At 67.4% G+C, this 24,328-nt stretch carries 16 protein-coding genes and 1 pseudogene; 7 read left to right on the top strand and 10 right to left on the bottom strand.

The genetic code is table 11. The features are described 5' to 3' along the window. Window positions 1-156 precede the first annotated feature (156 nt). Both AB4Z47_RS07195 and AB4Z47_RS07190 read right to left on the bottom strand, forming a co-directional pair. Entirely contained in the window at window positions 157-1,239 is a 1,083-nt protein-coding gene (locus tag AB4Z47_RS07195; protein WP_441948893.1) for a Rieske 2Fe-2S domain-containing protein, read from the bottom strand. 103 nt (window positions 1,240-1,342) lie between these two features. Then, a complete protein-coding gene (locus AB4Z47_RS07190; protein ID WP_441948891.1) occupies window positions 1,343-2,086 on the bottom strand; it encodes an IclR family transcriptional regulator in 744 nt (247 codons plus the stop codon). Between the two features lie 442 nt (window positions 2,087-2,528). On the opposite strand from AB4Z47_RS07190, the gene AB4Z47_RS07185 reads away from it, so the two are divergent. Then, complete coding sequence (locus tag AB4Z47_RS07185; RefSeq protein ID WP_441948889.1) at window positions 2,529-5,879, top strand: protein kinase domain-containing protein; 3,351 nt, start codon at window positions 2,529-2,531, stop codon at window positions 5,877-5,879. A gap of 149 nt (window positions 5,880-6,028) precedes the next feature. Here the strand turns inward: AB4Z47_RS07185 and AB4Z47_RS07180 are convergent, their stop codons facing one another. Further along, entirely contained in the window at window positions 6,029-6,643 is a 615-nt protein-coding gene (locus AB4Z47_RS07180) for a TetR/AcrR family transcriptional regulator (protein WP_441948888.1), read from the bottom strand. Window positions 6,644-6,758: 115 nt separating this feature from the next. On the opposite strand from AB4Z47_RS07180, the gene AB4Z47_RS07175 reads away from it, so the two are divergent. Both AB4Z47_RS07175 and AB4Z47_RS07170 read left to right on the top strand, forming a co-directional pair. Further along, a complete protein-coding gene (locus AB4Z47_RS07175) occupies window positions 6,759-7,226 on the top strand; it encodes a nuclear transport factor 2 family protein (RefSeq protein WP_441948887.1) in 468 nt (155 codons plus the stop codon). After that, entirely contained in the window at window positions 7,223-8,143 is a 921-nt protein-coding gene (locus AB4Z47_RS07170; protein ID WP_441948885.1) for an alpha/beta fold hydrolase, read from the top strand. Before AB4Z47_RS07175 ends, AB4Z47_RS07170 begins: the two co-directional genes overlap by 4 nt. A 330-nt stretch (window positions 8,144-8,473) precedes the next feature. On the opposite strand, the gene AB4Z47_RS07165 is transcribed toward AB4Z47_RS07170, so the two are convergent. From AB4Z47_RS07165 to AB4Z47_RS07155, 3 genes are all read right to left on the bottom strand, one after another. After that, window positions 8,474-10,003: an AMP-binding protein gene (locus tag AB4Z47_RS07165; protein ID WP_441948884.1), complete on the bottom strand. Its 1,530-nt coding sequence runs from the start codon at window positions 10,001-10,003 to the stop codon at window positions 8,474-8,476. Window positions 10,004-10,108: 105 nt separating this feature from the next. Then, on the bottom strand, window positions 10,109-11,236 hold the full coding sequence (locus AB4Z47_RS07160; protein WP_441948882.1) for a DUF5938 domain-containing protein: 1,128 nt from the start codon (window positions 11,234-11,236) through the stop codon (window positions 10,109-10,111). 42 nt (window positions 11,237-11,278) lie between these two features. Next, window positions 11,279-12,082 (bottom strand): SDR family NAD(P)-dependent oxidoreductase, encoded by an 804-nt coding sequence (locus AB4Z47_RS07155; RefSeq protein ID WP_441948880.1) that lies wholly within the window; start codon window positions 12,080-12,082, stop codon window positions 11,279-11,281. A gap of 230 nt (window positions 12,083-12,312) precedes the next feature. On the opposite strand from AB4Z47_RS07155, the gene AB4Z47_RS07150 reads away from it, so the two are divergent. From AB4Z47_RS07150 to AB4Z47_RS07140, 3 genes and pseudogenes are all read left to right on the top strand, one after another. Continuing rightward, the gene (locus tag AB4Z47_RS07150; RefSeq protein ID WP_441949019.1) at window positions 12,313-12,948 is read left to right on the top strand and encodes a TetR/AcrR family transcriptional regulator; all 636 of its coding nucleotides are present in this window, start codon (window positions 12,313-12,315) and stop codon (window positions 12,946-12,948) included. A gap of 741 nt (window positions 12,949-13,689) precedes the next feature. Next, window positions 13,690-14,193 carry a VOC family protein gene (locus tag AB4Z47_RS07145; RefSeq protein ID WP_441948878.1) on the top strand — a complete coding sequence of 168 codons (504 nt, stop codon included), beginning with the start codon at window positions 13,690-13,692 and terminating at the stop codon, window positions 14,191-14,193. A 79-nt stretch (window positions 14,194-14,272) separates the two neighbouring features. Continuing rightward, a pseudogene (locus tag AB4Z47_RS07140) lies at window positions 14,273-15,146 on the top strand (TIGR03619 family F420-dependent LLM class oxidoreductase). A gap of 156 nt (window positions 15,147-15,302) precedes the next feature. Here the strand turns inward: AB4Z47_RS07140 and AB4Z47_RS07135 are convergent. From AB4Z47_RS07135 to AB4Z47_RS07125, 3 genes are all read right to left on the bottom strand, one after another. Further along, window positions 15,303-16,268, bottom strand: coding sequence for a fructosamine kinase family protein (locus AB4Z47_RS07135; RefSeq protein ID WP_441948877.1), 966 nt, complete (start codon window positions 16,266-16,268; stop codon window positions 15,303-15,305). Then, complete coding sequence (locus AB4Z47_RS07130) at window positions 16,265-17,044, bottom strand: helix-turn-helix domain-containing protein (RefSeq protein ID WP_441948875.1); 780 nt, start codon at window positions 17,042-17,044, stop codon at window positions 16,265-16,267. The genes AB4Z47_RS07135 and AB4Z47_RS07130 overlap by 4 nt, the downstream gene beginning before the upstream one ends. Before the next feature lie 64 nt (window positions 17,045-17,108). Next, window positions 17,109-18,389, bottom strand: a complete 1,281-nt coding sequence (locus tag AB4Z47_RS07125) for an ATP-binding protein (RefSeq protein ID WP_441948873.1) — start codon at window positions 18,387-18,389, stop codon at window positions 17,109-17,111. A 444-nt stretch (window positions 18,390-18,833) separates the two neighbouring features. Here AB4Z47_RS07125 and AB4Z47_RS07120 point away from each other — a divergent pair, with 444 nt between their 5' ends. Continuing rightward, on the top strand, window positions 18,834-19,589 hold the full coding sequence (locus AB4Z47_RS07120) for an ABC transporter permease (protein WP_441949017.1): 756 nt from the start codon (window positions 18,834-18,836) through the stop codon (window positions 19,587-19,589). A gap of 101 nt (window positions 19,590-19,690) precedes the next feature. Here the strand turns inward: AB4Z47_RS07120 and AB4Z47_RS07115 are convergent, their stop codons facing one another. Beyond that, on the bottom strand, window positions 19,691-24,307 hold the full coding sequence (locus tag AB4Z47_RS07115) for an HAD-IC family P-type ATPase (protein ID WP_441948871.1): 4,617 nt from the start codon (window positions 24,305-24,307) through the stop codon (window positions 19,691-19,693). Window positions 24,308-24,328 lie beyond the last annotated feature (21 nt).

Here is a 24,328-nt window from a genome sequence, read left to right as displayed (position 1 = left end):
GCTGCGGATCAGAAAGGTGGCTGGTGTGGCCGGTGGGGTGGGCGAGCAACCATTGCCAGACCTCGATCGGGGTGTCGGCGACATGCGTTGCACCGCAATGACATATGCCCAGTAGCTGGTCAATTCCCGGGTGCCACTCCACCCGGTAGCGGACATTCACGTCCGGCTTGCTTCGGCTCGGGCGAGTTGTGCGATGAGCCGCCGCGCCGCCAGAGCGCCGGTGTCGATGTTGATCGACAATTCCTGGTGGACGCCGCCATTCCTTTCCTCTTCGGCGATGACCTCCTCCACGAGGTTCAGCGCGACGACGTCCTGCATCACCACAATGTGATTGTTGGCGTAGAGGTAATCGGTGACCCACTGGTCGTCTATCGCGAAGTCGCGTGCCACGGCCCAGAAGTCGTGCACCGAGTGCGCTGTCTCGGGGGTCAGCGCGTAGACGATCTCGACATGGAACGCGCCTGGATCAGCTGCGGCATCGTAGCCGGGGGTATAGCCATCCGGCGGGTAGTGGCCCTGCCGCGCGACTCGGCTGTGCAGCCGGTAAAGGCATGGCGGGGAGAACTCGATGTCCTGCCAGCGCGTGATTCTGCCGTGTACGCCGGTCGAACTGGCGTAGAACGGTGGGCTTTCGGCGTCATCGATATGCCTGCTCACCCGCACCACCCCGGCTGTCTCGTCGACCTCAGTGGCGATCGGCGTGTCGGCCACTTCAGGCGTGCCGATGTAGCCTCCGTGCAGATAGGTTTCGTGCGATAGGTCCATCAGGTTGTCCATCAGCAGGGCATGTCGGCCCTGGATGGTCTCGAGGCCGCGGATCGTGGTCCATCCGTCCCTGGTCAACCAGGGTGCGCGCGGAATCATCGCCGAGTCGGCGTACTCGCGGTCGCCGATCCATACCCAGATGAACGAATCCTGCTCCACCACAGGGTAGGAGGCCACCCGGGCGCTGCGGGGGATGCGCTGCTGCGCGGGCACCGCGACGCAGGTTCCGGTGCGGTCGTAGGTGAAACCGTGGTAGCCGCAGACGATCCGGTCACCGTCGACCAGCTGCGACTTCGACAACGGGTAACGTCGGTGGACGCAGCGGTCGGCCAGCGCGACCGCACTGCCGTCCTCCGCGCGATACAACACCAGCGGCTCGTTGCATATTGTTCTGGCAAGCAGTTCGCGGCCCACCTCATGACCGTACGCGGCCACATACCACTGGTTACGGATAATCTGGGACGAGGGACTCATCGGGGAAACTCCTGAGCTCGGCACCCGAATGATGCGTTGTGATCCACATCGTGTGGCGTCCCGATGCGTGAACCAAGACACACTTCCGCCGGACGGAAGCCCTTCACCGTCCACCCAGCTGCCTGCTGATCCCGTTGGCCGCGGTACGTACCGCAGGCGCCCAAGCGGCACGGCGGGAATCGCTCACCGGCACGACGATCGAGACGGCCGCGACGACCTCGCCGCCTGCGCTGAAGATGGGCGCGGCGACCGAGTAGCCCTCCAGCGTGACTTGGCCCTCGCTGATCGCGACTCCGGTCCGGCGCACTTCGGCCAGCGCCCGACGCAATTGATCCGGCGTACTGATCGTCCTCGGGGTGAATTCCGCAAACGGCCGGGCGAGGATTTCGGCTACGACCTGAGCGGGCGAGTATGCGAGGATGGCAAGTCCCACGCCGGTCGCGTGCATCGGCCATCGCGCCCCCACCTCAGTGCGTACGAACACCGCCTCGCGCGCCGCGAGGAACTCGACGTACACCACGTCGGTGCCGTCCGGGACCGCCAACTGCACATTCTGGTGGGTCGCCTCGTAGAGGTCTTCCATGAATGGCAGCGCTACGTCGCGCAGCGGACGGCTCCGCGGGCAATAGGATGCGATCGCCACCATCCGCAGGCCGATCTGGTATCCGCCGCCCGGTGCCCGATCGAGCGCGCCCCAGCGCACGAGATCGACCACGTGCCGGTAGACCGTGGTTTGCGGAAGCCCGGTGCGCTCGGCCAGTTCGGACAACTTGAGCACCAGATGCGAGCTGTCGAATGCTTCCAGCACCACCAGCGCCCTGGCCAGTACCGACGATGTGGCAGCCATCATCGACTCCCTCTCGCACACGACCGAGTAGTAGGACAAGCAGCGGCAATGCGACCCGTCCGAGCACTACCATTCCATGCGATAACTGCTGCCATGACCAGATCGACCAGCGGGCAATCGGTGCTGTCCAGGTGGTGAGCATCATCGAGGCGTTCGAGCCCGGTCACGACCGGTCGCTGACCGGGCCATGCCCGCCCGATTTGCCACATCGGCCGGTCATCTCTGCACATACCAGCACAATTGTCAACTGCACATCGGGTCTCCGGGCGATCCGCGGTTACCCTGCGGCCATACCAGGGTTATCGTTGGGTCAACGGGTCGGGATGCTCATCCTGCTGCGGAGGTGATCGCATGGTTCGACAGCTCGACGAACCTGCAGTACCGAACTGCCGACTCCGGCTTGCGCCGATCCCGGCCACCTGACAATGTCTACGGGCGCGCGATGACGGAATGCGACGAGGCGACCCAACGGGATCTGCCCATCGGTATCGCAGCGGAACTAGCGGCGGCCGGCCTCGGCGATGCCGAGGAGATCGGCCGCGGCGGATTCGGCGTGGTCTACTGCTGTTGTCAGTACGCCCTGGAACGCCACGTCGCCGTCAAGGTCATGACGTCGGAGGTCCGCGGCGACGAGCGTGAGCAATTCGTGCGCGAACAACGCGCACTCGGCCGCTTGTCCGGCCACCCGCACATCCTGCAGGTCCTGGAGGCCGACATCACCCCCACCGGCCGCCCTTACATTGTGATGCCCTACCACGCCCGCGGCTCGCTGGAACAGGTGCTCCACAAGACCGGCCCGCTGCGCTGGCCCGAGGTGCTTTCGGTGGGCGTCAAGATGGCTGGGGCCCTTGCTGCCGCCCATGCGATCGGAATCGTGCACCGTGACCTGAAGCCGGGCAACATCCTGCTCACCGATTATGGCGAACCCCAACTGGCGGACTTCGGTATCGCCCAATTCGGCGAGGCGACGACCTCGTCCCTACAGATCATCCAGGGCACACCCGCCTTCACGGCACCCGAGGTCCTCGGTGGCGGGGCGCCCACCGCCGCCTCGGACATCTACGGCCTCGGCGCGACATTGTTCAGTCTGCTCACCGGACGTGCCGCGTTCGCCCGGCGGACCGGCGAACAGTTGGAAGTCCAGCTCGCCCGCATCGCCCGGGGATCGGTCCCGGACCTCCACGAATACGGCATCCCGCATGCGGTGTGCGAGGCCGTCGAGGCCGCAATGGCGGCCAAGTTCGCGGATCGGCCCGCCACCGCGGTCGAGTTCGGCGACCAGCTGCGAGAGGTGCAACGCCACTGTGGGCAGGCCGTCGACACCATGGCCGTGCCGCCGGACGTACCCGTCGCCCAGAGGGAGCGGAGAGCGGCACTATCGGCATTGCCTGCCCACTCCCCCGGCTCGGTGACGCCGCCGGTGCCGCCGATCGCCGCGACGAAGTTCCGGCCGCCGAGCCCACCCCGGACACTGATCGAGCGCACCCGCATCCTGGACATGCTTCGCTACGGCGAGCAACGGCGACTGACGGTGATCCACGGCCCGGCGGGTTTCGGCAAGACCACCCTGGCCCTCCAATGGGGGCACCGCCTGGAATCCGACGGCGCGCCGATGGCTTGGCTGACCGCCGACTCCGACGACGACAACGCCGCCTGGTTCCTCGCCCACCTGGTGGAGGCGATCCGGCGCGTGCGGCCGGAACTGGCCCGCGAACTGGGTGCACTACTCGAGGAGCGATCGTCGGACACCACGCGATATGTGCTCTGCGCGCTGATCGACGAGATCCACGACAGTGGCCAGGCAATGGTGCTGGTGATCGACGACTGGCATCGAGTGACCAGCGACGCCACCCGCGCCGCTTTGGCGTTTCTGCTAGAGCATGGCTGCCACCACCTGTGGGTCGTCGTCGCCAGCCGTACCCGGGCCGGGCTGCCGCTCACCCGGATGCTGGTGCGCGACGAGCTCATCGAGATCGACGTCGCCGCACTACGTTTCGATCCTGCTGAAACGACTGCCTTCCTTATCGACAACGGGCTGCTACTGAGCGCCGCGGATGTAACCCGATTGCAGGAGTCGACCGAAGGATGGCCTGCCGCGCTCCAATTGGCATCCCTGTCGCTGCGCGGTCGCAACGATCCGTCCGCGTTCATCGATCGCCTCACCGGCCGCCACCACGTCATCGGTGAGTACCTCGCCGAGAACGTCCTCGACGCACTCGAGCCGCGGCTGCTCGACTTCCTGCTGTCGACCTCGATCACCGGCAGGGTGCGCGCCGACCTCGCCACTCTCCTCTCCGGCCGGTCTGACAGCCAGGAACTGCTCGAACAGGTCGCCGACCGCAACCTGTTCCTGTACCGCCTGGACGAGGTTGCCGAATGGTTCCGCTACCACCACCTCTTCGCCGAGTACCTGCAGCGCAGGCTCGTCCGCTCCGACCCGGACCGGCTCGCACAACTGCATCAGCGAGCATCGACCTGGTTCGCCGAACACGAGATGCTCACCGATGCAGTCGATCACGCCATGGCCGCCGGTGATCCGCAGCGTGCGGTGGATCTGGTCGAAGCCCGCGCCCTCGATCTCGTCGAGCGTTCCCGCATGGCCACTTTCCTCGGGATGATGGCGAAACTGCCTGGCAGCCTCACCGAATCACGGCCACGACTGCAGCTGTGCGTCGCATGGGCGAGTATCGGCCTGCGGCGCAGGCAGTCGACTCGGACCGCGCTGAAGAACGCGCTCGCGACACTGGAGTCCGGTGCGGTACCGGCCGAGGATGCTACCGCGCTGCGCGTGGAGGCGGCCATGGTGACCAGTGTCGAGGAGTACGTGACCGACCGCTTCGAGGGCCTGCCGAAGCTGGTGGCCGAGCATCTCGACGATGCGGCCATACCGTTCATCGCCAACAACGCCGCCACGCTGGCCGCCAACGATGCGTTGAACCGATTCGATTTCGCCGGGGCCCGTCAATGGCACAAGCGTGCGGCTGCCTATCATCGCGACCGCGCGTTCGTCATGACGCACTGTTACTGCATCGCAGGTCTGGCCGCCTACGAACAACTCGATATCAGCAGGGCCGAGGAATATTTCGAGGATGCCGTCGCGATGGGCCGGCGCTCAGGCGCGACAACCCACTCCTCGATCTTGGCGGGCGCACTGCTGGGGGCGCTGCGATACGAACAGGGACGCCTCGTCGAAGCCGAACAACTGTTGAACACCAGTGCCAGACTTGGTCGGCAGGGCGGACCGGTGGATTTCCTGTCGGCCACCTACGGCACCGGGGCACGGCTCGCGGCGCTCCGCGGTGATCTCGCCCTCGCTCAGAAGCTCCTCGCCCAGGGCGCGAGGATCGCCGAGGATGCAGCACTGCCCCGCCTGGCCGCACGAATCGTCGATGAACATATCCGGATCGGTCTGCCGATCCCGGACGATGTTCGTACCCGCCTCACACATTTACCGCTGTATCGCAAGCAGGACAACCGGATCCGAGCCGGAATCGCAGAACTCGAGCAGGACTCCGCGATCCGGCTGCTGCTGGCCGAACACTCCCCCACCGGCATCGAAGAGGCGTGCGCCCGGGCCGATCGCATGGTGCGGGAGATCGAAACCCAGCCCCGCCCACGAGCCCTGGTACAAGCACAATTGCTGTATGCTTGCTGCCTGTGGGAGGCACGTCGAATCGACGACGCGAAAACCCTGCTGGCTCCTGCACTCTCGCTGGCCACCGAACACGGCCTCCTTCAGTTCGTCACGGATGCCGGCCCGCATATGTCGGACATCGCCGCCGCATCGGCATGACCGGGATTACTCAGGTCATGGTGAATGACGAGGGTACGGAATCAGCCGAGACGGGTGATCGGGTTCGCGACGTGGACGGATAGCGCGAATCATCCCATCGCCACCGCGCTCTCAACGGTGAACACCCTCCGTTGACCAGCGTCATTCAGCTACGCGTCCGTGAAGAGGAGGCCGTTGGCGATGATCTCGGTTGCGGTTTTCAGCAATTGGCGCAGTTCGGTTTCATTGCGGTGCAGACGGTCCGGCCGCCAAGCGAGGCTGATGATACCGTTCCAGGCCGACCAGAGGATGGTGGCCACCTCGACCGGGTCGATGGGGCGCAGATGCCCCTCGTCGATACCGCGGTTCAGGGCTTGAACCATGCGGTTGTTCTGCTCGTCGACCGATCGGGCGAGTCGGTCGGAGAGATCTCTACCTGCGGCGTATTGGCCGGGGGCGTTGGGGAAGGCGAGCATCCGGAAGTATTCCGGGTTGCTCAGATAGAACTGCAGGTATTCCTCCGCCGCGGCGTAGAGCTGTTCGATCGGTCCGCGGTCCGCGGTGTAGGCGTTGTCCATGTGGCGCCGGTCGACGTCGAGTGCACGTCGGATGACGGCCGCATGCAGGCCTGCCTTCGATCCGAAGTGGTTGTAGATCGAGCCGACGGCCACGTCGGCGCGTTCGGCGATCTCCTCCACGGTTACGGCATCCACGGATTGTTCGCTGAAGATTTCCTGGGCAGCGTGCATCAGCGCGTCGATGGTGCGCTGCTTTCGTGGATCCACCGAAGCTCCAGTCTTGTAGTCATTGCAAGAAGTCGATCGGACTGTTAGCGTAGTCGGACACTTATTGTAATGATTGCAAGAATCCGGGTTCGTTGTCATTGCGAAGGAGAAGCCGGTGACAGACTGGCCAGTGGTGCACGAACAGGTGCTGAAACTGTTTGCCGCCGGATGGGACAAACCGGGGCCGCACGCATGGGACGACCTACTCGACCCGGATGTCGAACTGGTGCAACCGATGTTGCGCGACGGCCGAGGCCCCGCATCCTGGTGGGGCGAGGCCGAACGACTGTTGGCGCTGCTGCCGGACTTGCGCGGGGACGTGCTGGAGTGGGCGGGCCGCGACGAGACAATCTTCATTCATGTCCGCTTTCGCGCCACTCTGGGCGGTGAGCCATTCACCTGGCAGGCCGTGGACGTGCTGCGGGTGGACAGCGACGGACGGCTGCGGCGGCGAGAGTCGTTCTTCGATTCGGCCCCGCTCGCGCGCACCGTCGCGCTGCGGCCACGCGCTTGGGCGGCATGGTGGCGGTCCGGAATCGCGCCGCTGGCGGTGCGCCGCCGTATACAGCGGAGGCGCCGATGAATGACACCACCTGGCGCGACCCGTCCCTCGGCGACCGCCGCGCAGTCGACTTGTCCTCGGGCACGATCGTGTACCACGATGCCGGGTCCGGGCCGGTGCTGGTGTTCGTGCACGGATACCTGGTCAACGCGAACATCTGGCGCAAGCTCGTGCCGTTGCTCACCAACGAATTCCGCTGCCTCACACCGGATTGGCCGCTGGGATCACACCTGATTCCGGTGCACCGCGAGGCGGATCTGACACCGATCGGCATTGCCCGGATGATCGCGGAATTCCTCGAGGCGCTCGACTTGCGTGCGGTCACCCTGGTCGGCAACGACTCCGGCGGTGCGTACAGTCAGATCGCTGCCGCCCGACACCCCGATCGGTTGGCCCGGCTGGTGCTCACCGACTGCGAGACACCCGACTGCACGTGGCCGCCGACGCCCGGCGGATTCGGGCTGCTCAAAGCCACCGCGGTGCATCCAGTCAGTTACCGGGCGCTGTATCAGGTGTTGCGGGTGCGCCGAACCTGGCGATGGCGAAACACGTACGGCTGGCTGGCCAAATATCCGATCGACGCGCGCGTGATGAACAGTTACATCCGCCCGGTGCTGAACGATCCAGCCATCCGGGTGGACGGCCGTAAGGCCATCGGCAGTGTGTCGGCGCGATTCAGTCGGGCCGCAGCCGAGGAACTCACCACACGCTTCGACAAACCGGTGCTGCTGGCGTGGGCGTCCGAGGACCCTGTCTTCCCGCTCGACCACGCGCGGCGGTTCGCCGCCCGACTCGGTGCGCCATTGATGACCATCGCCGATAGCCACACCTACACCACCGAAGACCAACCCGCCCGCACCGCCGACGTGCTCGGGGACTGGCTCCGCGCCACCGACTCGACCGGAACAGCGAAAAGCCCCCGAGAGCTTCGGCAGTAAGCTGGCTGTCGCGCCAACGACATCGCTATCGAGTGGGCAGTGCGGCACCCCCGGGTCGTTGCGCCCATGCCGCGTCGGCATTGCGGCATCATCGAAACTTGTCGGAACAAGTCCGAACACGATCGCTCGTGGATAGATTTCTCGAATTCGTCATGCCTGACGCGCAATTCGGCACTTCCGCGTGGACCGCGAACCGGACCGAGCGACGACGTCCAAGTCAGCGGCCCGACCAGTGGCTACTCGAACGGCAACAGCGCCAGCGGGACCTGGAGAAGACCACGTCACGATCGGTGAGTCGCCTCGATTCCGACCCGGCGCCCAAGTTCCCGGTCAGCCGAGCCGAGCCTTGATATCAGTCTTGAGGACTTTGCCGATCTTCGAGCGGGGTAGGTCGGGCCAGATCTCGACCTGCTTGGGAGTTTTCACGCTGCCGAGGCGGTCTTTGACGAAAGCCCGGAGATCGTCGGAGGTGGCAGTGTGACCGGCGCGGGTCTGGATGACTGCGGTCACCCGTTCGCCCCATTTCGGGTCGGGGAGTCCGATCACGGCGCAATCCTGGACCGCCGGGTGGGCCAGCAGCGTCTGCTCGACCTCGGCGGAGTAGACGTTGAATCCGCCGGTGATGATCATGTCCTTCGCCCGGTCGACGATATAGAGGTAGTTGTCCTCGTCGAGGTAGCCGATGTCGCCGGTGTGGTGCCATCCGAATCTGCCCGCGTCGGCGGTGGCTTCGGGGTTCTTGTAGTACCCGGCCATGACCAGCGGACCCCGGACGACTATCTCGCCGCGCTGCCCGGCGGGCAGCAGGGTGCCGTCGTCGTGCATGATCGCGACTTGGGTCAGTGGCGTAGGCCGTCCGACCGAGGACAGGCGTTCGCGGGCGAGGGACCCGTCGGCGCGGAAGTGTTGCCGTGGCGCCAGAGTCGAGATCATCATCGGCGCTTCGGACTGCCCGAACAGTTGCGCCATCACCGGTCCGATCCGTCCGAGGGCTTCTTCGAGACGAGCCACCGACATGGGTGCCGCGCCGTACCACAGGCATTGCAAGGAGCTCAGATCGGTGGTGGCGAGGGCAGGATGATCCAGCAGCAGGTATATCAGGGTCGGGGGCAGGAAGGTGTGCGTTATCCGGTGCCGCGGCACCAGCGACAGGAACTCCCCCAGGTCCGGCGCGGGCATGACGACGATCTCGCCACCCAGCGCCAGAACAGGGAAGCACAGTACCCCGGCCGCGTGGGTCAGCGGCGCCAGCGCGAGGTAGCGCGGGCGGCCCTCGAGGGGGTAGCTCATCAGCGTCAGCGCCGACATCGTCTCGATATTGTGCCCGGTCAGCACCACCCCTTTGGAACGCCCGGTTGTTCCCCCGGTACCGACCAGCAGAGCGATGTCATCGATCGGCTCGGCCTGCCACGGCTCTTCCCCAACTCCGCGGATCCATTCGTCGAACGGGACGGCATCGGGAACCGCACTGCCGTCCAGACTGATCAGTGTGGCCAGTTTCGGCAGATCCCCGACGATCGTGGCGACCAGCGGCGCGAACGAATCCTGGAAGATCAGGCACGTGCAGTCGAAGAGGTCCAGCAGGTCCCGGTTTTCGTGGGCCTCATTGCGGGGATTGATCGGGCACCACACCGCGGCCGCCCGCGCAATACCGAAAACGCAACCGAACGCGACCGCGTTGTTGGCCGACAGTATCGCTACTTTCTCGCCAGGACGCACCCCGGACCGGTCCAGCGCGCGAGCGACCTGCCAGGAAAGCCGCTGGACCGCGCCGTAGGTCAGCGTCTGGCCGTTCATGGTCAGGCAGGGTGCGGCCGCGCCGAGCGTGGCACCCTTGTCGAGGTAGTCGGTCAAACGCACGGATGATCCTCTATCGTCGAAAACACAAGTCGGAAAGCGTAATTCGCGAACCCGGCGGCCGGCGCGACCCACTGCTTCGGAGGTGCGCCGACAGCCGGGGCCCGGTCAGCTGTGCACGGTCAGGACCGGCTGCATGACGAGCCCGAAACCGCGCAGTACACCCAGCAGCTCACGATGGCCGAACGCCTGGCAGCCGGAAGCGAAACCGGCACGCTTCGGCGAGGTCTGCAGCAGCGTGTACGCCGCGTACACCTGCAACAGGCCGGTTTGCTTGTAGTTGCAATTGCCGTAGATGACGCAGTGTGCGCGCCCCAGGGGGCCCGACGCGTACACCGAGTCCAGGGAGGTGTTGATCCGCGGATTCTCTCGCGGCGGCATCTCGTTCATCACGCCCGCCGCCTGCTCGGCGAGCACCTTGTACTTCTGTTCCTGCGAAAGATCCTTCACCTGTTCGACGACGCCCGCCACGATCTGTGGCACACCCTGCATCAGCGCCCGGTTGAAAACCCCGCCCAGCACCTTGACGTTGGCCACCCGCGGGTCGCGTTTGAACCACACCGGATGCGACGTGCCGCCCCACGGCAGCGCAAGCTCGGTCTGATGCTGCCCCGGTACCACCACGTCGTACAGTCCGGCATCGGCGGGCCATTCCACGTACTGGTTCTGCTCCAGGTAATAGGCCTTCGACAGCGCCGCGTTGACCAGGATGGTCCGCGTCGACGCGATCGTCGGGAATCCCTTCCAGAACACCTGGATATCGAGCGTATCCAGGCCGGGGGTCTCCAAGCAGATATTGGCGGCGATCTCACCCGTCGTATACATATGTGCGAGACCCGGCGACAGTAACAGTTCCCGGTCTGCCATCCGCTGGCCGTAGTTCTCGTCGCAGTCGATCAGCCAGTCCTGTTCGCCGGTGGTGTCCAGGTAATGACACCCTGCGTCGAGGCACGCCTCGACGACCTCCCGGCCATACTGCGAGAACGGCCCCACCGTGTTGCAGACGACGCGGGCCCCGCGGAACAGCTCGGTCAGCGAGGCGACCTCATGTGCGACCTCGACCACCTCGTAGTCGGCGGTCTCGATACCGGGGATCTGGTCTATTGCCTGCTGGATGCGCACCTTGTCGCGTCCAGCCGCGACGAAGGGAACATTGAACTCGCGCAGGTATTCACACACCAACCGGCCGGTGTAGCCGGAGGCGCCGTAGACGATGACGGGCTTGTCAGTGCTCATGGAAATCGAACCTTTCGTGATAGCCGGTGTGCCTGACTGCGGTCACATGCCCATGCCGCCATCGACCGGCAGGCCGACCCCGGTGATGAAGCGGGCCGCGTCCGAAGCCAGGAACACCACGGCATCGGCCATGTCGGAGACCTCGCCCAGCCGCCCCTGGGGAGTCAGCCCCACCACCGCGCCGACCGCCTCCTCTGGACTGCCGAACAGCCCGATGTCCGCCACGTCCTGGGCAAGCTGACTGCCCATCGCGGTAGGAACGAGCCCGGGATAAACACAATTGACGCGGACGCCGTAGCCCAGCTTGCCCGATTCCATGGCCGCGACCCTCGTGAGCCGATCGACACCGGACTTCGTCGCCGAATACACGGCAATGCCTGGGAACGCGATGGTCGCGGCGACCGATGCGATATTGACGATCGCCCCACCCTGACCCGCCGGACCGCCGGACCGCATCGCACGGAAGGCATGTTTGATGCCCAGTGCGGTGCCGAGCACGTTCACCTCGAGCATGCGGCGAATCTCGTCGGGATCGAGATCGACGATCAAACGGGTGATCTCGATCCCCGCGTTGTTGACCACGATATCCAGCCCGCCGAGCGCATCGACGACGTCGGCCGTGGCCTGCTCCCATGCGGAATCGTCGGTCACGTCCAGCGGAACGAACTCGGCGGTGGCGCCGGAACTGCGGAGCGACTCGACGGTGTCCTTCCCGAGGTCTTCTCGGACATCACCGATAGCAACGGCCGCACCGGCGCGCGCCAGCGCCTCGGCCATCCCGGCCCCGAGCCCGCGCGCCCCACCGGTAACCAACGCCTTGCGTCCGACCAGGTCATACCTACTCATCCGACATCTCCTCCTCGAGATGAACGCTCATTTCGGCCGCCACCATCACCGGATTCCGCTCTGGGACCGAGCCGGAGAGTGCGACGTGGATCACAGCCTATAGAAATTTTGACAGTCGTCAAGATTTTTCTTGACGACTGTCCAAAGCTTGCGGGGCGACCGCGCCGACCTCGCGATAAACTGCAGGTGTGCCCGCAGACAGCGGGCGAGAAGACGGGAAGAAGTCCACGGTGACCGAGATCGTCGAGACGAGCCGGGAGCGGATATCACGCCGCCGGGTCGACAAGTTCGGTGAGCGCCGGGCCCAGCTGGCCGCTACGGCACTGCACACCCTCGCCGAACTCGGCTATGCCCGCACCAGCCTGCGGGAGATCGCACAGAACTCCGAGTTCTCCCACGGCGTGCTGCACTACTACTTCAGCGACAAGAACGACCTCATCACCCATGCGGTCCGCCAATACGAGGTCATCTGCGTGACTCGTTACGACGAAGTCGTCGCCGACGCACAGACTTCCGAAGAACTGCGCAATGGCTTCGCCGCCGCCATGGCCGCCACCCTCCATACCGACGCCCACCTCCACCGACTCTGGTACGACCTGCGCAACCAGAGTCTGTTCGAGGAGTCCTTCCGCGACGACGTGCTCGAGATCGACCAGCGTCGTGAAGACATGATCTGGCGCGTCGTCAGCCGCTACACCGAACTCGCCGACGCGACTCCCGCGGTATCCCCGGGCACCGCCTACGCCGTCTTCGACGGCATGTTCCAGCAAGCGCTGCTCCGTAAACTCGGCGGAAACCCCGACGCCGCAGCAGATCTCCACGCCAACGTGGAACAGCTGCTGGACCGGCTCACCGTCTGCGACTGAGGCGCCGCTCGACCGACGTCTTATCGTCATCGCCCCGTCGGGCCTCGCGGCAGTCGGCACGCGAGCGCGCATCCCGTGGTCACCGAAGCCGGAATGAGTGACACCCGGCTGACAGAGGTTGACGAGCAATTCATCTCACTGAGCCGGAAAGGCGCCCCGTCAGGGCTTTCGTCCCGGATGTTCTTGCAGATGCATGAACATCAGCCCTAGACTGGAGCGGGTCCAGTAGAGAAATTGCGGAAAGTCCGAGGAGGCAAGCGGGATGCTGTTGTCGCCCCCGAATAGACGGCAGGCAGCTGACGGAAGTACTGAAAGGCGCAGTCACCGCCTCGGACTCGAGGATGTAGCAGTCGAATTCGGTATCGACGCGATACGTGAGCGAATCGCCGAGCTTCGCCTCGCTGGTCTGCATCATGTCGCCTCGGTCATCGAACGTGAAATGCACACTGTCATGGCGCATCTGAGCCCGGGCTCGTTGCCCGGCGATTCGCAGCTGGATCCAGCGAGGACGTAGCGCGTTCCTCGCGTATCGCCACGCTCCACGCCGCACGCCCACCCGGCCGTGGCGCGCTCGAGTCAGCATTACACCGGACGACAACGGACATAGCTGCCCGGCCTGGCCGGACCAGTGGCAGACGAGTACGACGGCGTGGATAATGTGGCGGTCGTCACCAGTGCTGTGTCCCTCGACGCCGCCTATCGCTGGTTCCCGAACCTGACGAGCCGAACCGGAGCATGCCGATGATCGCCAACGGCCCGATCTTCCAGCTGTGCTGGGTGGTTCGGGACATCACCGCAGCTCAGCGTGCGTTCACCGAGCGGTACGGGGTCTCGAGCTGGTTTACCGTTCCAGATGTGCACTTCGGTCCCGAGGAGTGTGAATTACGCGGCGCACCAGCCGATTACACGATCAGTGTCGCGCTCGGCTATGCGGGCGGCCAGCAGCTGGAGCTGATCGAGCCGCGCGGCGGGGTGAGCCTGTACGCCGAGCATCTCGATCGCGTCGGACCCGGTCTGCACCACGTCGCCTGGGTGCCCGACAACTACGACACCGCACTCGCGCACGCTCGCGCCGCGGGCGCCGAGATCGTGGCACACGGCAGGTTCGACGGCATCGGCATGGAATTCGCGTACCTCGACGGCGGCCCGATCGGCTCGCACGTCGAACTGATGCGGCTATCCGACGAGATGAAGGCGATGTTCGACCACCTGATCCCGGAAGGTTTCACCAATCCATGGCAGTAGGCGCCTCGGCGAGGCCTCGTTCCGCGGGCACCGTGCCGCGGCCATACGGCGCGCTCGACGCGCCAGGAAGGCGATTGACATGCGTTTCACCTACGCCGAGACGATGATCGACCCGTCGTACTACCTGCCGCTGGCCAAGGCCGCCGAGGAGGCGGGATACACCTCGATGTCGGTGGCGGACAGCGTGGCGTATCCGAAGGACTCGGACGCGCAATACCCCTACACCCCCGACGGGAGCCGGGAGTTCCTGGAGGACAAGCCGTTCATCGAGGCGTTCGTCCTGAGTGCGGCGATGGCGGCGGTGACGACCACGTTGCGCTTCACGCCGTTCGTGGTGAAATTGCCGATCCGACCTCCGGTGCTGGTGGCCAAACAGGCCGCCTCGGTCGCCGCGCTCAGCGGCAACCGGTTCGGGCTCGGCGTCGGAATCAGCCCCTGGCCGGACGATTTCGAGATCATGGGGGTGCCGTTCGAGAAGCGCGGCGCACGCATGGACGAGTGCATCGACATCGTGCGGGCTGTCGGCGGGCGGCTACTTCGAATTCCACGGCGCGTTCTACGACATTCCGCCGATCAAGATCAGCCCGGTACCCACCGAACCGATGCCGATCCTGATCGGCGGGCACAGCAAGGCCGCGCTGCGGCGCGCCGCGCAGCGTGGCGACGGGTGGATGCACGCGGGCGGCGACGGCGCCGAACTCGACCGGCTGCTGGCCGAACTCGACGCCATGCGGGCCGAGTACGGAACGCGCAAGGACTTCGAGGTGCACGTCATCTCGCTGGACGGATTCACCGTCGACGGGATCAAACGATTGGAGGACAAGGGCGTCACCGACGTGATCGTCGGGTTCCGACTGCCCTACACCACCGAGCAGGACACCGAGCCGCTGGACACGAAGCTCGCCAACCTGTCCCGATTCGCGGAGAAGGTCATCGCGCGGGTCGACGGCTGAACACTGGGACGGCGTCGCTGTGCGCTCGGCGTCGGCAACGCCGGATCGGCCGCCTCGAACTGTCCGTCTCGGCAGGACACGCACGGCAACGCGGATGGCCGACCATCCCCGCGCACGTGGATGCCCGAACACCTGGCGCATCCGGTCGTCTCGGCGCTATTCGGCGAGGGCGGCCGTGACCGCCGCGAGAGTCTGGGCGCGGTAGCCCGCACCGAACAGCACGACGTGCACCAACAGCGGATGCAACTGGTGCAGCGGAATGCGTGCTCGCCACCCCTCGGCGAGCGGATACGTCTCGTGGTAGGCGGCGCGGATGCGATCCAGGTGCGGGGCGCCGAAGAGCGCGAGCATCGCGAGGTCGGTCTCCCGGTGGCCACCGTGCGCCGCGGGGTCGACGAGCAGCACGCGCTCGACGGTCCACAGCAGGTTGCCCGACCACAGGTCACCGTGGATGCGGGCCGCGGGCTCCGCAGGACCGGCCAAAGCATCGATGCGGTCGATGACGCGCTCCAGCAGGCGGACTCCGTCCTCGCCCAGGTGCGCGGCCGCGCGCGGCAGGTACGGTGCGAGGCGATGCTCGGCGTACCACTGCGACCATGGTCCGGCCGTCGGAGTGTTGGACAGTGGCAGCGTTGCGATCCAGCCCGGCCACGGCGCACCGAACCGTCCGGGTGTCTTTGCGTGCAGTGCGGCGAGTTCGCGCCCGAATCGCTCGGCGGCCGCGGGTGTCGGCCCGGCTTCGGCCAGCCAGGGCAGCACCAGCATCCGATCGTCGGCGGCAAGCACCTGCGGCAGGGGCATCGTCCCGCGCCCCGCGGTCGCGTTAGGACGAGCAGTACCGGACTCGGCAGCGCTCGAATCGCCGTCGTGGTTCCACGTCGAACCAAGCACCGATTCGTCCGGGCCAGACCGACGTTCGGCTTCCCGATCGGCAGCGGCCAGCCAGGCCAGGCCCGCCGCCTCCGCTGCGAAAACCGGCGTCGGCGCTGCCGCGGCTTTGACGAAAACAGTTCGGCCGTCCATCAATTCGGCGCGGTACAGCGTCCACGCGTGGCGCGAGCCGAGGTCGGTGACGCCGCGAACCGGGCCGAGACGGGCGGCGAGACGCTCGGAGAGCTTCATCGGGCGGTCGCGGCGAGGCGCTTCATGGTGTCCTCGTCGGCGGGGAAGAACGACTCGATGGCCAGTTCGGCGACCGTGATGTTCATCGGAGTTCCGAACACCGTCGTGACACTGAGAAACGACAGCTCCGCCCCCTCGTGCTCGATCCGCAGCGGGACGACCGCCTGATCGGGTTCGGGGAGGGTCAGCTCGACCTCGCCACCGGGATAGGAGCGCAGCTCGTCGAGGAGATCGGCCAGCTCCGGGGAACCGGTGACCTCGGCCTGCCGCCCCAGACGGGCGAAAATGTGGCCGCGCCATTCGGCGAGGTTGGCGATGCGGCCGGCCATCCCGTCGGGATGCAGGCTCAGGCGCAGGGCGTTCACCGGCGGGGTCGCCAGCGCCGGGTCGATGCCCGTGAGCAGCAGTCCCACGCCGCCGTTCGCGTCGATCATCGTCCAGTTCTGATCGATGGCCAGCGCTGGGTAGGGCTCGTGCCCGGCCAGGATCTGGCGCATTGCGCCGCGGACCGCGTCCATGGCGACCGTGTCCAGAGCGGGTTCCGCGTAGACGGGGGCGTAGCCCGCGGCGAGCAGCACGCGGTTGCGTTCACGCAACGGGATCTCCAGGTGCTCGGACAGGTGCACGATCATGGTTCGGCTCGGCGTGGCGCGTCCGGTCTCGATGAAACTCAAATGCCGTGCCGAGGTGTCGGAGCGCCCGGCCAATTCCAGCTGGCTCAGCCTGCGTTCCAGGCGCCAATGTCGCAGTAGGTCACCGACCGTTGAGGTACTCACTCCGCCGATCCTACGAACGACGAGCGGCCTCGACCATTACCTCTCGGGTAATCGAGCTGCGCTCTCACAGTTGGGTGTAGTCCTTCTGGTCCTGCTCGAACGCCGTCAGGATCTCGGCTGTCAGGGTCGGTCGGGTGTGGGCGACGGCGGTCAAATAGTCCTCGGTGCTCGCGGGTTCGCCGGTGTCGTCGCGCATTGCGCGTTCGAACGCGGACTGTGCGCCGGCGCGGGCCGCGTACTCGATGTCGGCGGGAGTGAATTGCGCCGTGGCGTCGACCAAACGGTCGAGGTCGATGGTTTCGGCGACGGGGCCCAGATACCGTCGCCAGATCGCGTTCCGTGCGGGTGCGTCCGGCGAGCCGACCGGAATCACGTAGTCGAATCGACCGGGCCGCAGGAATGCCGAGTCCAACGAGCGGACCGAGTTCGTCGCGCAGATCAGCAGGCGGCTGTAGTTCTCCCGGAACGCCGGTATCAGCTTGAGCAGCTCGTTGGTGACGCCGTGCGCGGCGCTCGTCGCCGGACCCGAACGCGCGACCGCGATCTCCTCGACCTCGTCGATGAACAACAGCAGCTCGTCGAGTTCGGCCAGGTCGGCGAATACCTCGCGTAGCGAAGCCGCAAGCCCTCCCGTCGCCGCGGCAGCCAACCGGGACGGGAACAACTCGACGAACGGCCAGCCGAGTCGCGACGCGACCGGCTTCGCGAAGCTGGTCTTACCAGTCCCCGGTGGCCCGAACAGGATGACGCTCTTGGGCGGCAAAACCCGATAACGCTCGGCCACATCGGGGTTCGCCAACGGCAGCACGATCCGGCGTTCGATGACCTCCTTCTCACGATCCATCCCTGCCATCGACTGCCACAGTCCCGGTGGGAGCAGCCGCCCGCCCAGTTCGGTCAGCAGGGTGGACTTCGCGGGCGCCAACGGCTCGAGCAGCTCGTAGTAGACGAGGCCGGCCCGGCGCAGGTACCCGGAATTCTCGAATGCCGCGGATCCGGGGGCGCCCTCGGGCAGGAGGGTGCAGATCCGCCGCACGCCGTTGGACCGCAGCCGCCGCTCCAGTTCGGCGAGCAGTGCGCTGCCGATGCCGCGGTGCCGCCACCGCGCCGCCAGCGCCACCAGCAGGACCCAGGCCCGCTCGCCCTGGAATTGGGCGACCGCCAGCCCGACCATCTCGCCACCGACCTCGGCCACCACCGCGGACTGTCTCGCTCGCGCGGCCGCCATCACCTCCGCCAGCGCGAAGACCGGCTCGTCCGCGGTCGGCACACGGCTCTGCTCCCAGATCTGGATCGCCTGATCCAAATCATCGTCACGGAACTCGCGTAGTCGCCACACCGGCATACATACCTCGAACGGCCATCGGCGAACTCGGCCGTTCCTCTCAGTAAACACCCCTGGGCAAGCCCCGCAGTGACGGGAAAAGCCCGAAAATGGTCTTCGGTGGAAGGCGCGGCTGAATCGCATAGCTGCGGTGAGTACCGACAGCCGCCCGCTGACCTGCAAATCTCACGGCGGAGTGCCGAATCGCGGTCCGGCACTGCTCTGCAACCGACGGTAAACCCCGGAGGAGACGGACCCGGATCCGCGTTCATACGGGCAACCGGCAAACATCGCAGGTCCGGCTCTCCGCGAAGCGGCCGAGCGAAACTCCAGTGCAGGCGCCGCCCGTGACTGCGGATAGCGTGGGCAGTCACAAGCGGCCATCCGTACTTCACGGGACCCCGGCCACATCATGAGAGGAGTGCGCAGGTGAATGCCGCCGTGACGCCCGGAATCGGGTTGGCGATGCTGTGCACGGTCATGATGGTCGCGGCGGCGGGGGTATATTGGATCGCCGGACTCGGCCCGGGGTCGGTGGCGCCGGGCGCGGCCACACGCGGCGCCGCCCAGCTCGCCGCGGTCGCGTTGGTCCTCGCCGCGGCCCTGGCACAGCTGTGGTCATCGATCCTCATGCTGGCGGTCATGTTCGCCGCGGCCGTCGCGACGGCGGCGCGGCGCGCCCGCGCAGGCCGGTCGGCGACCTGGTTGGCTCTCGCACTCGGCGCCGGTCTGGGCGCGGTGCTCCCGGCGCTGCTGCTCAGCGGCGTCGTCCCGCTCACTGGTGTGGCCCTGGTGCCGATCGGCGGAATCATCCTCGGCGGCACCATGACCGCGACATCACTCGCCGCGCGACGCGCCCTGGACGCGATCGAACAGCGCCGGGGTGAAGTCGAAGCCGCCCTCGGCCTCGGATTCACCGACCGCGAGGCCCGCCTGGAAATCATTCGGCCCACCGCCGGCGATGCCCTGCTGCCCGGCGTGGACCAGACCCGCACCGTCGGCCTGGTCACCCTGCCCGGTGCGTTCGTCGGTGTCCTGCTCGCCAGCGGCTCGCCCGCCCAGGCCGCGGCGGTCCAGATCCTCGTGCTGATCGGACTGCTCTTGGCACAATCCTGCGCCGTCGCGGTCACCATCGAACTCGTCGCCCGCAGGAAAGTACGCCGCACCGGCGGTGGGGAAACCAGGGTCTTCCGGTCGATTGGCGCTCCGGATACCAGGTAGGTCCCCGACCACGGACCACACCAGCGCCCTGCGGCGAACTCCGGCGCGGGACTACCGACAACCGAACACCCGGCAACCAGCACGCCGATCCACGATCGGGCCTAGTCCGCGACCGGTGTAGGCAGGAGCCGAGGCAGGAACGCCGCACCGGCGGTGGCCGCCGCCGCGGAGGTCATCGCGGTTGTCCACCCCGCCGGACCCAGAGGCCTACATCCGAAGTATCTACACAGCCCCGGTGTCATCACCACGGCGGCGAGCACCGCTCCGCTGGCCGCGGTCGTGATCCACACCAGCGGGCTGCGGTATCCGGAAAGCAATGTCTGTCCGAGCTGCGTGCCGATGAGGGCGACCAGGCCGATGGTGGCGGCCCGGCGCTGGGTGCCGGTGTAGTGGCCGATGGTCCAGGCGACCGAAGCGCCGACGGTCGTCGCGATCCCGCGCACGGCAAGCCCGCGCACCAGGTCAGCGCCCAAGTGCGCCGGCGGGATCTCGGCGAGCTGTTCGGCCAGCCGCTGCGCCCGTGCCGGAGGATCGTCCGTGTCACCCGAAACGACCGCGTCCCGGTCGCGAGACAGCGCAAGGGCAAGGGCGGGGAACATATCGGTCAGCATGTTCACCAGCAGGAATTGGCGGGTTCGCAGCGGTGCCTGTCCGCTGAGGGCGGTGCCGTACAGCGTGAACGCTACTTCGCCCGCGTTGCCGCCGACCAGAACGCCGACGGCGTCGGTGACCCGTTGCCACATTCCCCGGCCCTCCAGCAGCGCATGCAACAGGGCCAGCGGGTCGGGGCGGGTGAGCACCAAGTCGGCAGCATTGCGTGCGGCGGCCGAACCCTGGGCGGCGACACCGATTCCGACATCGGCGGTGCGGATCGCGGCGGCGTCGTTGCTGCCGTCGCCGGTCATGCCGACTACGTGGCCCGCGCGTCGAAGCGCCGCAACGATGCGCACCTTCTGCTCGGGACCGACCCTGGCGAAGACAGTGCCGCGTTCGATCAGCTCGGCCTGTGCGGTGTCGTCCAGACCATCCAGATCGGCGCCGGTGATCACTTCGCGCGCCGCGATGCCGAGTTGCCTGGCGACCGCCGCGGCTGTCACCGGGTGGTCGCCGGTGATCATGCGGACGCTGATGTCGTTGTGCTGCAAGGCGGCGACGAGGGGAAGGGTCTGCGGGCGCGGCGTATCGGCAAGTCCGAGGAAGCCGAGCAGTGTGAGGTCGCCGACCATCCTCTCCACGTCATCGGGTTCGCTGCGCAGGTCGCGATGCGCCACCACCAGCACGCGCAAACCCTGCTCGGCGAGATCACGGACCGCCTGCTCGGCGCGATCGCGTGTCCGGTCATCGAGTGGTGCGCTGTCCGTGCCGGGCAGCCGCACCCGGGTGCAGCGCCGCAGGACCACCTCGGGCGCGCCCTTCACGATCAGCCGCAGCTTACGAGAGGTGTGGCCGAGGACGGCGGCGTACCCGCGGTTGGACTCGAAGGGGATCTCCTCGATCGGATCCCAGCGGCGGGCGTCGTCGTCGAGGACGTCGGCGGCGGCGTCCAGCACCGCACGGTCGGTGGCGTGCACGACCGGGCCTTCGGCGGGATCGGGACAGGCACGGGCCGCCGCGCGCAGCAGTCGGCGAGCGTCGTCGGTGTCGGCGTTCGGGGACCACTGCCCCTCCAGGTCCGCGACCGTGGTCAGACGCAGCCTTCCTTCGGTGAGCGTGCCGGTCTTGTCGAAGCACAGGGTGTCGACTCGGCCCAGCGCCTCGACGGTCCGGCTTGCGCGGACCAGCACGCCGTGCCGGGAGAGTCGGCGCGCGGCCGCGAGCTGAGCCACCGTGGCCACCAGTGGCAAACCCTCGGGCACCGCCGCGACCGCGACCGCTACCCCATCGGCGATCGCGGTCCGCAGCACCCTGCCCCGAAGCACTCCCAACGCGGTGACGATGCTGCCGCCGGTCAACGTCATCGGCAGCGCACGGTCGGTCAGTTGCCGCAATTGCGCTTGCACACCGCCCTTTTCGGGTGGAATGGCGCCCGCCGTGGCACGCCCTGCCTGGGTATCGGCGCCGACGGCCACGACGACCGCGCAGCCAGTGCCGTTGACCACGGTGCTGCCTTCGAAGACCATGCAGGCGCGTTCACCCAGGACCGCGCCGGGCGTGGCGGCGACCTGCTTCTCGACGGTCACCGATTCACCGGTCAGGCCGGATTCGTCCATCTCCAAGTCGTCCGCGCGGAGCAGACGCGCATCGGCAGGGACCACATCCCCTGCTCGCACCACCAGCACGTCCCCGATGGTGAGCAGGCTCGCGGGCACGACGCGTTCGTGCGGCTCGTCCTCGTGCGTCGCGGCGCGATCGATCAGGCGACCGGTGAGTTGTTCTCCCTCGAACAGCCGGTGCAGCGCGCCCTCCGCACGCTGGCGCTGGCGAGCGGAGACCACGGCGTTCACCGCGAGCACCGACGAGAGCAGCACCGCGTCCGACGGCGCGCCGAGGATCGCGGTGGCGACCGCACCGACCCCGAGGATCGGGGTGAGCGGATCGGCCAGTTCGCGGCGCAGATGACCGAGAAACGACGCCGCGGAGGTCAACACGGTGAGCGCCGGAACACGGGCCGATCGTGCGGGCTCGGCGCGGTCGCCCGGCGGGCTGGGTTCGGGCAACCGGCTCAGCACCTCATGGGGTTCGAGCGCGTGCCAGGGCAGCAGCGGCGCGAGCATGGGTTGCCGGCCGCCGCGCGCTGCGCGCCATCCGCTGTAGGCGCCGGTCAGCAGGCCGGTGTAGTGCGCGGCGGTCACGGGGGAGGTCCGGCCGCGGCGCGACGGCGCGACGGCCAGCAGCAGACCGCCGAGAGCGGCCGCCGACAGGGCCAGCGAGCGGCCGCGCTCGCTCACCTGCCGGGCCGGAATGATGCTGGCCAGGACTCGATGCACCTGGCTCAGGTCACGGCAGACCGCGTCGGCGGACCAGGGCACCTGCGGCGCTCCGTTTTCCCGTTGCGCGAGCCCGATCGCCACATCGGCCGACGCCAGTGCCTTGTGCGCACAGGGACTCAGTACGGCGACCACATGACCGTCGCGCTGCAAGTCGTGCACCCGCTTGGTCAGTGAGCGACCAGGGGCGACGAATTCGTCCGACTCCGAACGCAACTCGGCGGCGTCCGCACTCGCGACCAGGATCACGCGCAGGCCTGCACCGCGCGCTTCGCCGAGTACCGCGTGCGCTCGCCGATCGAGTTCGCGTCCGATCATGACCCGCCCGACCGGTCTGTCGTTCGCGCGCAGGTCCCGCCACACGGGGCGCACGGTCCCCCCTCGGTCGGGGTTTCCGGTACCGGCCTGCACCAGCCGCAGCGTGCGGCCGCCGCGCGAGGATCGGCGATCGGCAGTGTCGGCTGACGACGGCTTCGGGTCACCGCCGGTGCTCTCGTCGGTCGGCATCTGCAGCAGGCACTGGCCGGCACTCCAGACGTCGGCGACCGACCACTCCTCGTCGGTCGATTCGGCGTCGAGCACGACCGGGCGCGAGGTGAGCAGCGACTCCCCATCGACGACCAGCGCCGACAGTCGATCCAGTCGCCGCCAGATCACCGGGTGCAGCGTGAGCACGCCTGCCCGAGCCAACTGGACCGACACCGCGGCACTGTAGGCCTCCCGGCTCGCCCGCGCCGCCTTCGGCGCACCCAATTCCAGCGCGTCCGCCGCGTCGGCGAGGCCTCGTCCGCCGAGCACGGTGGTCACAGCGCCGACCAGCGAGCCCGCGGCCGCCTCGTCCGCGACTCGTTCGACCGGCCCCTGGGGCATCTCGACAACGCGGGAGTGCGCGAGCAATGGCTCGGACACCTCCGCAGGGCGGCTGCCCATGTCGGCCTCCCAGCTCCGCCATTGCACGTACCTGGCCAACGCCTCGGCCAGCATCAAGCTTCGCTGCACGGTGTCGACCATCAGGTTGGCCGTCCCCCCGGCGGCGCTGTTGCCGAGAGCGTTGCCGACAGCGTTGGCCGTGCTGAGCACCAGATCGGTCCGTGAACGGCCGAGCCGTTCCTCCAGCAGACCACGCACACGCGGCTGGGTATCGGTGAACGCGGCCGCCGCGCGCAACGCCCTTGCCGGGCCGTGCAGCGGCAGCAGCGCTCCCGCGGCGCACAGACCGATCGCGCATACATCGCCCGCGATCTGGATCCCGGCCACCAGCAAGGGTTCTCGATCGGCGGGGTGTTCGGCGGCACGGCTCCAGTCCAGGTCCTCGACCGCGGCGTCGGCCTCGACCGACTCGATGGCCGCCAAGAGGTCGGGCAAGTCCGCTGCGCCGTGCGCGAGCGCGGCGACCACGCGGCCGGTCACCGCGTTCACCCGCCACCAGCGCACTGCCCCGCGCCGACTCAACTGCTTCTTCAGCGCCCGCGCGACGACCCGGCTCTTTCCCGAGTCCAGCCCGCGCACCTCCACCGTCGCACGATCTTCGTGCATTTCCACCCGGCGCTGGGAGCGGCGCGTATGCGGATCGACCAGCGCCGTGACCTCATCCCGCAGATCGACGCGCCCCAGGTCCAACAGTGATGCGCCCGCCCGCGCCCCGGCTCCGACGGCGTACAGCGGTGCTTGTGCGGCCTTGGCGGCCAGCGCGAGGCCCAGCAGCGCGCCCATCCGCGCCACGCCGGTCGCCGTGGCTGTCGGTTCCTCCACCCACCAGGTCGAGACCACTTCGCCCAGTGAAAATCTCATAGTTGGCAGCTACCCCGGGGC

Origin of the sequence: Nocardia sp. 2TAF39 (assembly GCF_052114905.1) — a bacterium.
GTDB lineage: Bacteria > Actinomycetota > Actinomycetes > Mycobacteriales > Mycobacteriaceae > Nocardia.
Note: the sequence above shows the minus strand (reverse complement) of the source record. Positions and strands in the feature narration are given on the sequence as shown.

Bases quoted from the DNA above. Each gene is read 5' to 3' on its own strand.
- AB4Z47_RS07160 (WP_441948882.1), bottom strand. From the start codon at position 11,236: ATGAGCACTGACAAGCCCGTCATCGTCTACGGCGCCTCCGGCTACACC.
- AB4Z47_RS07155 (WP_441948880.1), bottom strand. From the start codon at position 12,082: ATGAGTAGGTATGACCTGGTCGGACGCAAGGCGTTGGTTACCGGTGGG.
- AB4Z47_RS07125 (WP_441948873.1), bottom strand. From the start codon at position 18,389: ATGCCGGTGTGGCGACTACGCGAGTTCCGTGACGATGATTTGGATCAG.
- AB4Z47_RS07115 (WP_441948871.1), bottom strand. From the start codon at position 24,307: ATGAGATTTTCACTGGGCGAAGTGGTCTCGACCTGGTGGGTGGAGGAA.
- AB4Z47_RS07135 (WP_441948877.1), bottom strand. From the start codon at position 16,268: ATGAAGCTCTCCGAGCGTCTCGCCGCCCGTCTCGGCCCGGTTCGCGGC.
- AB4Z47_RS07145 (WP_441948878.1), top strand. From the start codon at position 13,690: ATGATCGCCAACGGCCCGATCTTCCAGCTGTGCTGGGTGGTTCGGGAC.
- AB4Z47_RS07195 (WP_441948893.1), bottom strand. From the start codon at position 1,239: ATGAGTCCCTCGTCCCAGATTATCCGTAACCAGTGGTATGTGGCCGCG.
- AB4Z47_RS07185 (WP_441948889.1), top strand. From the start codon at position 2,529: ATGACGGAATGCGACGAGGCGACCCAACGGGATCTGCCCATCGGTATC.
- AB4Z47_RS07170 (WP_441948885.1), top strand. From the start codon at position 7,223: ATGAATGACACCACCTGGCGCGACCCGTCCCTCGGCGACCGCCGCGCA.
- AB4Z47_RS07190 (WP_441948891.1), bottom strand. From the start codon at position 2,086: ATGGCTGCCACATCGTCGGTACTGGCCAGGGCGCTGGTGGTGCTGGAA.
- AB4Z47_RS07120 (WP_441949017.1), top strand. From the start codon at position 18,834: ATGCTGTGCACGGTCATGATGGTCGCGGCGGCGGGGGTATATTGGATC.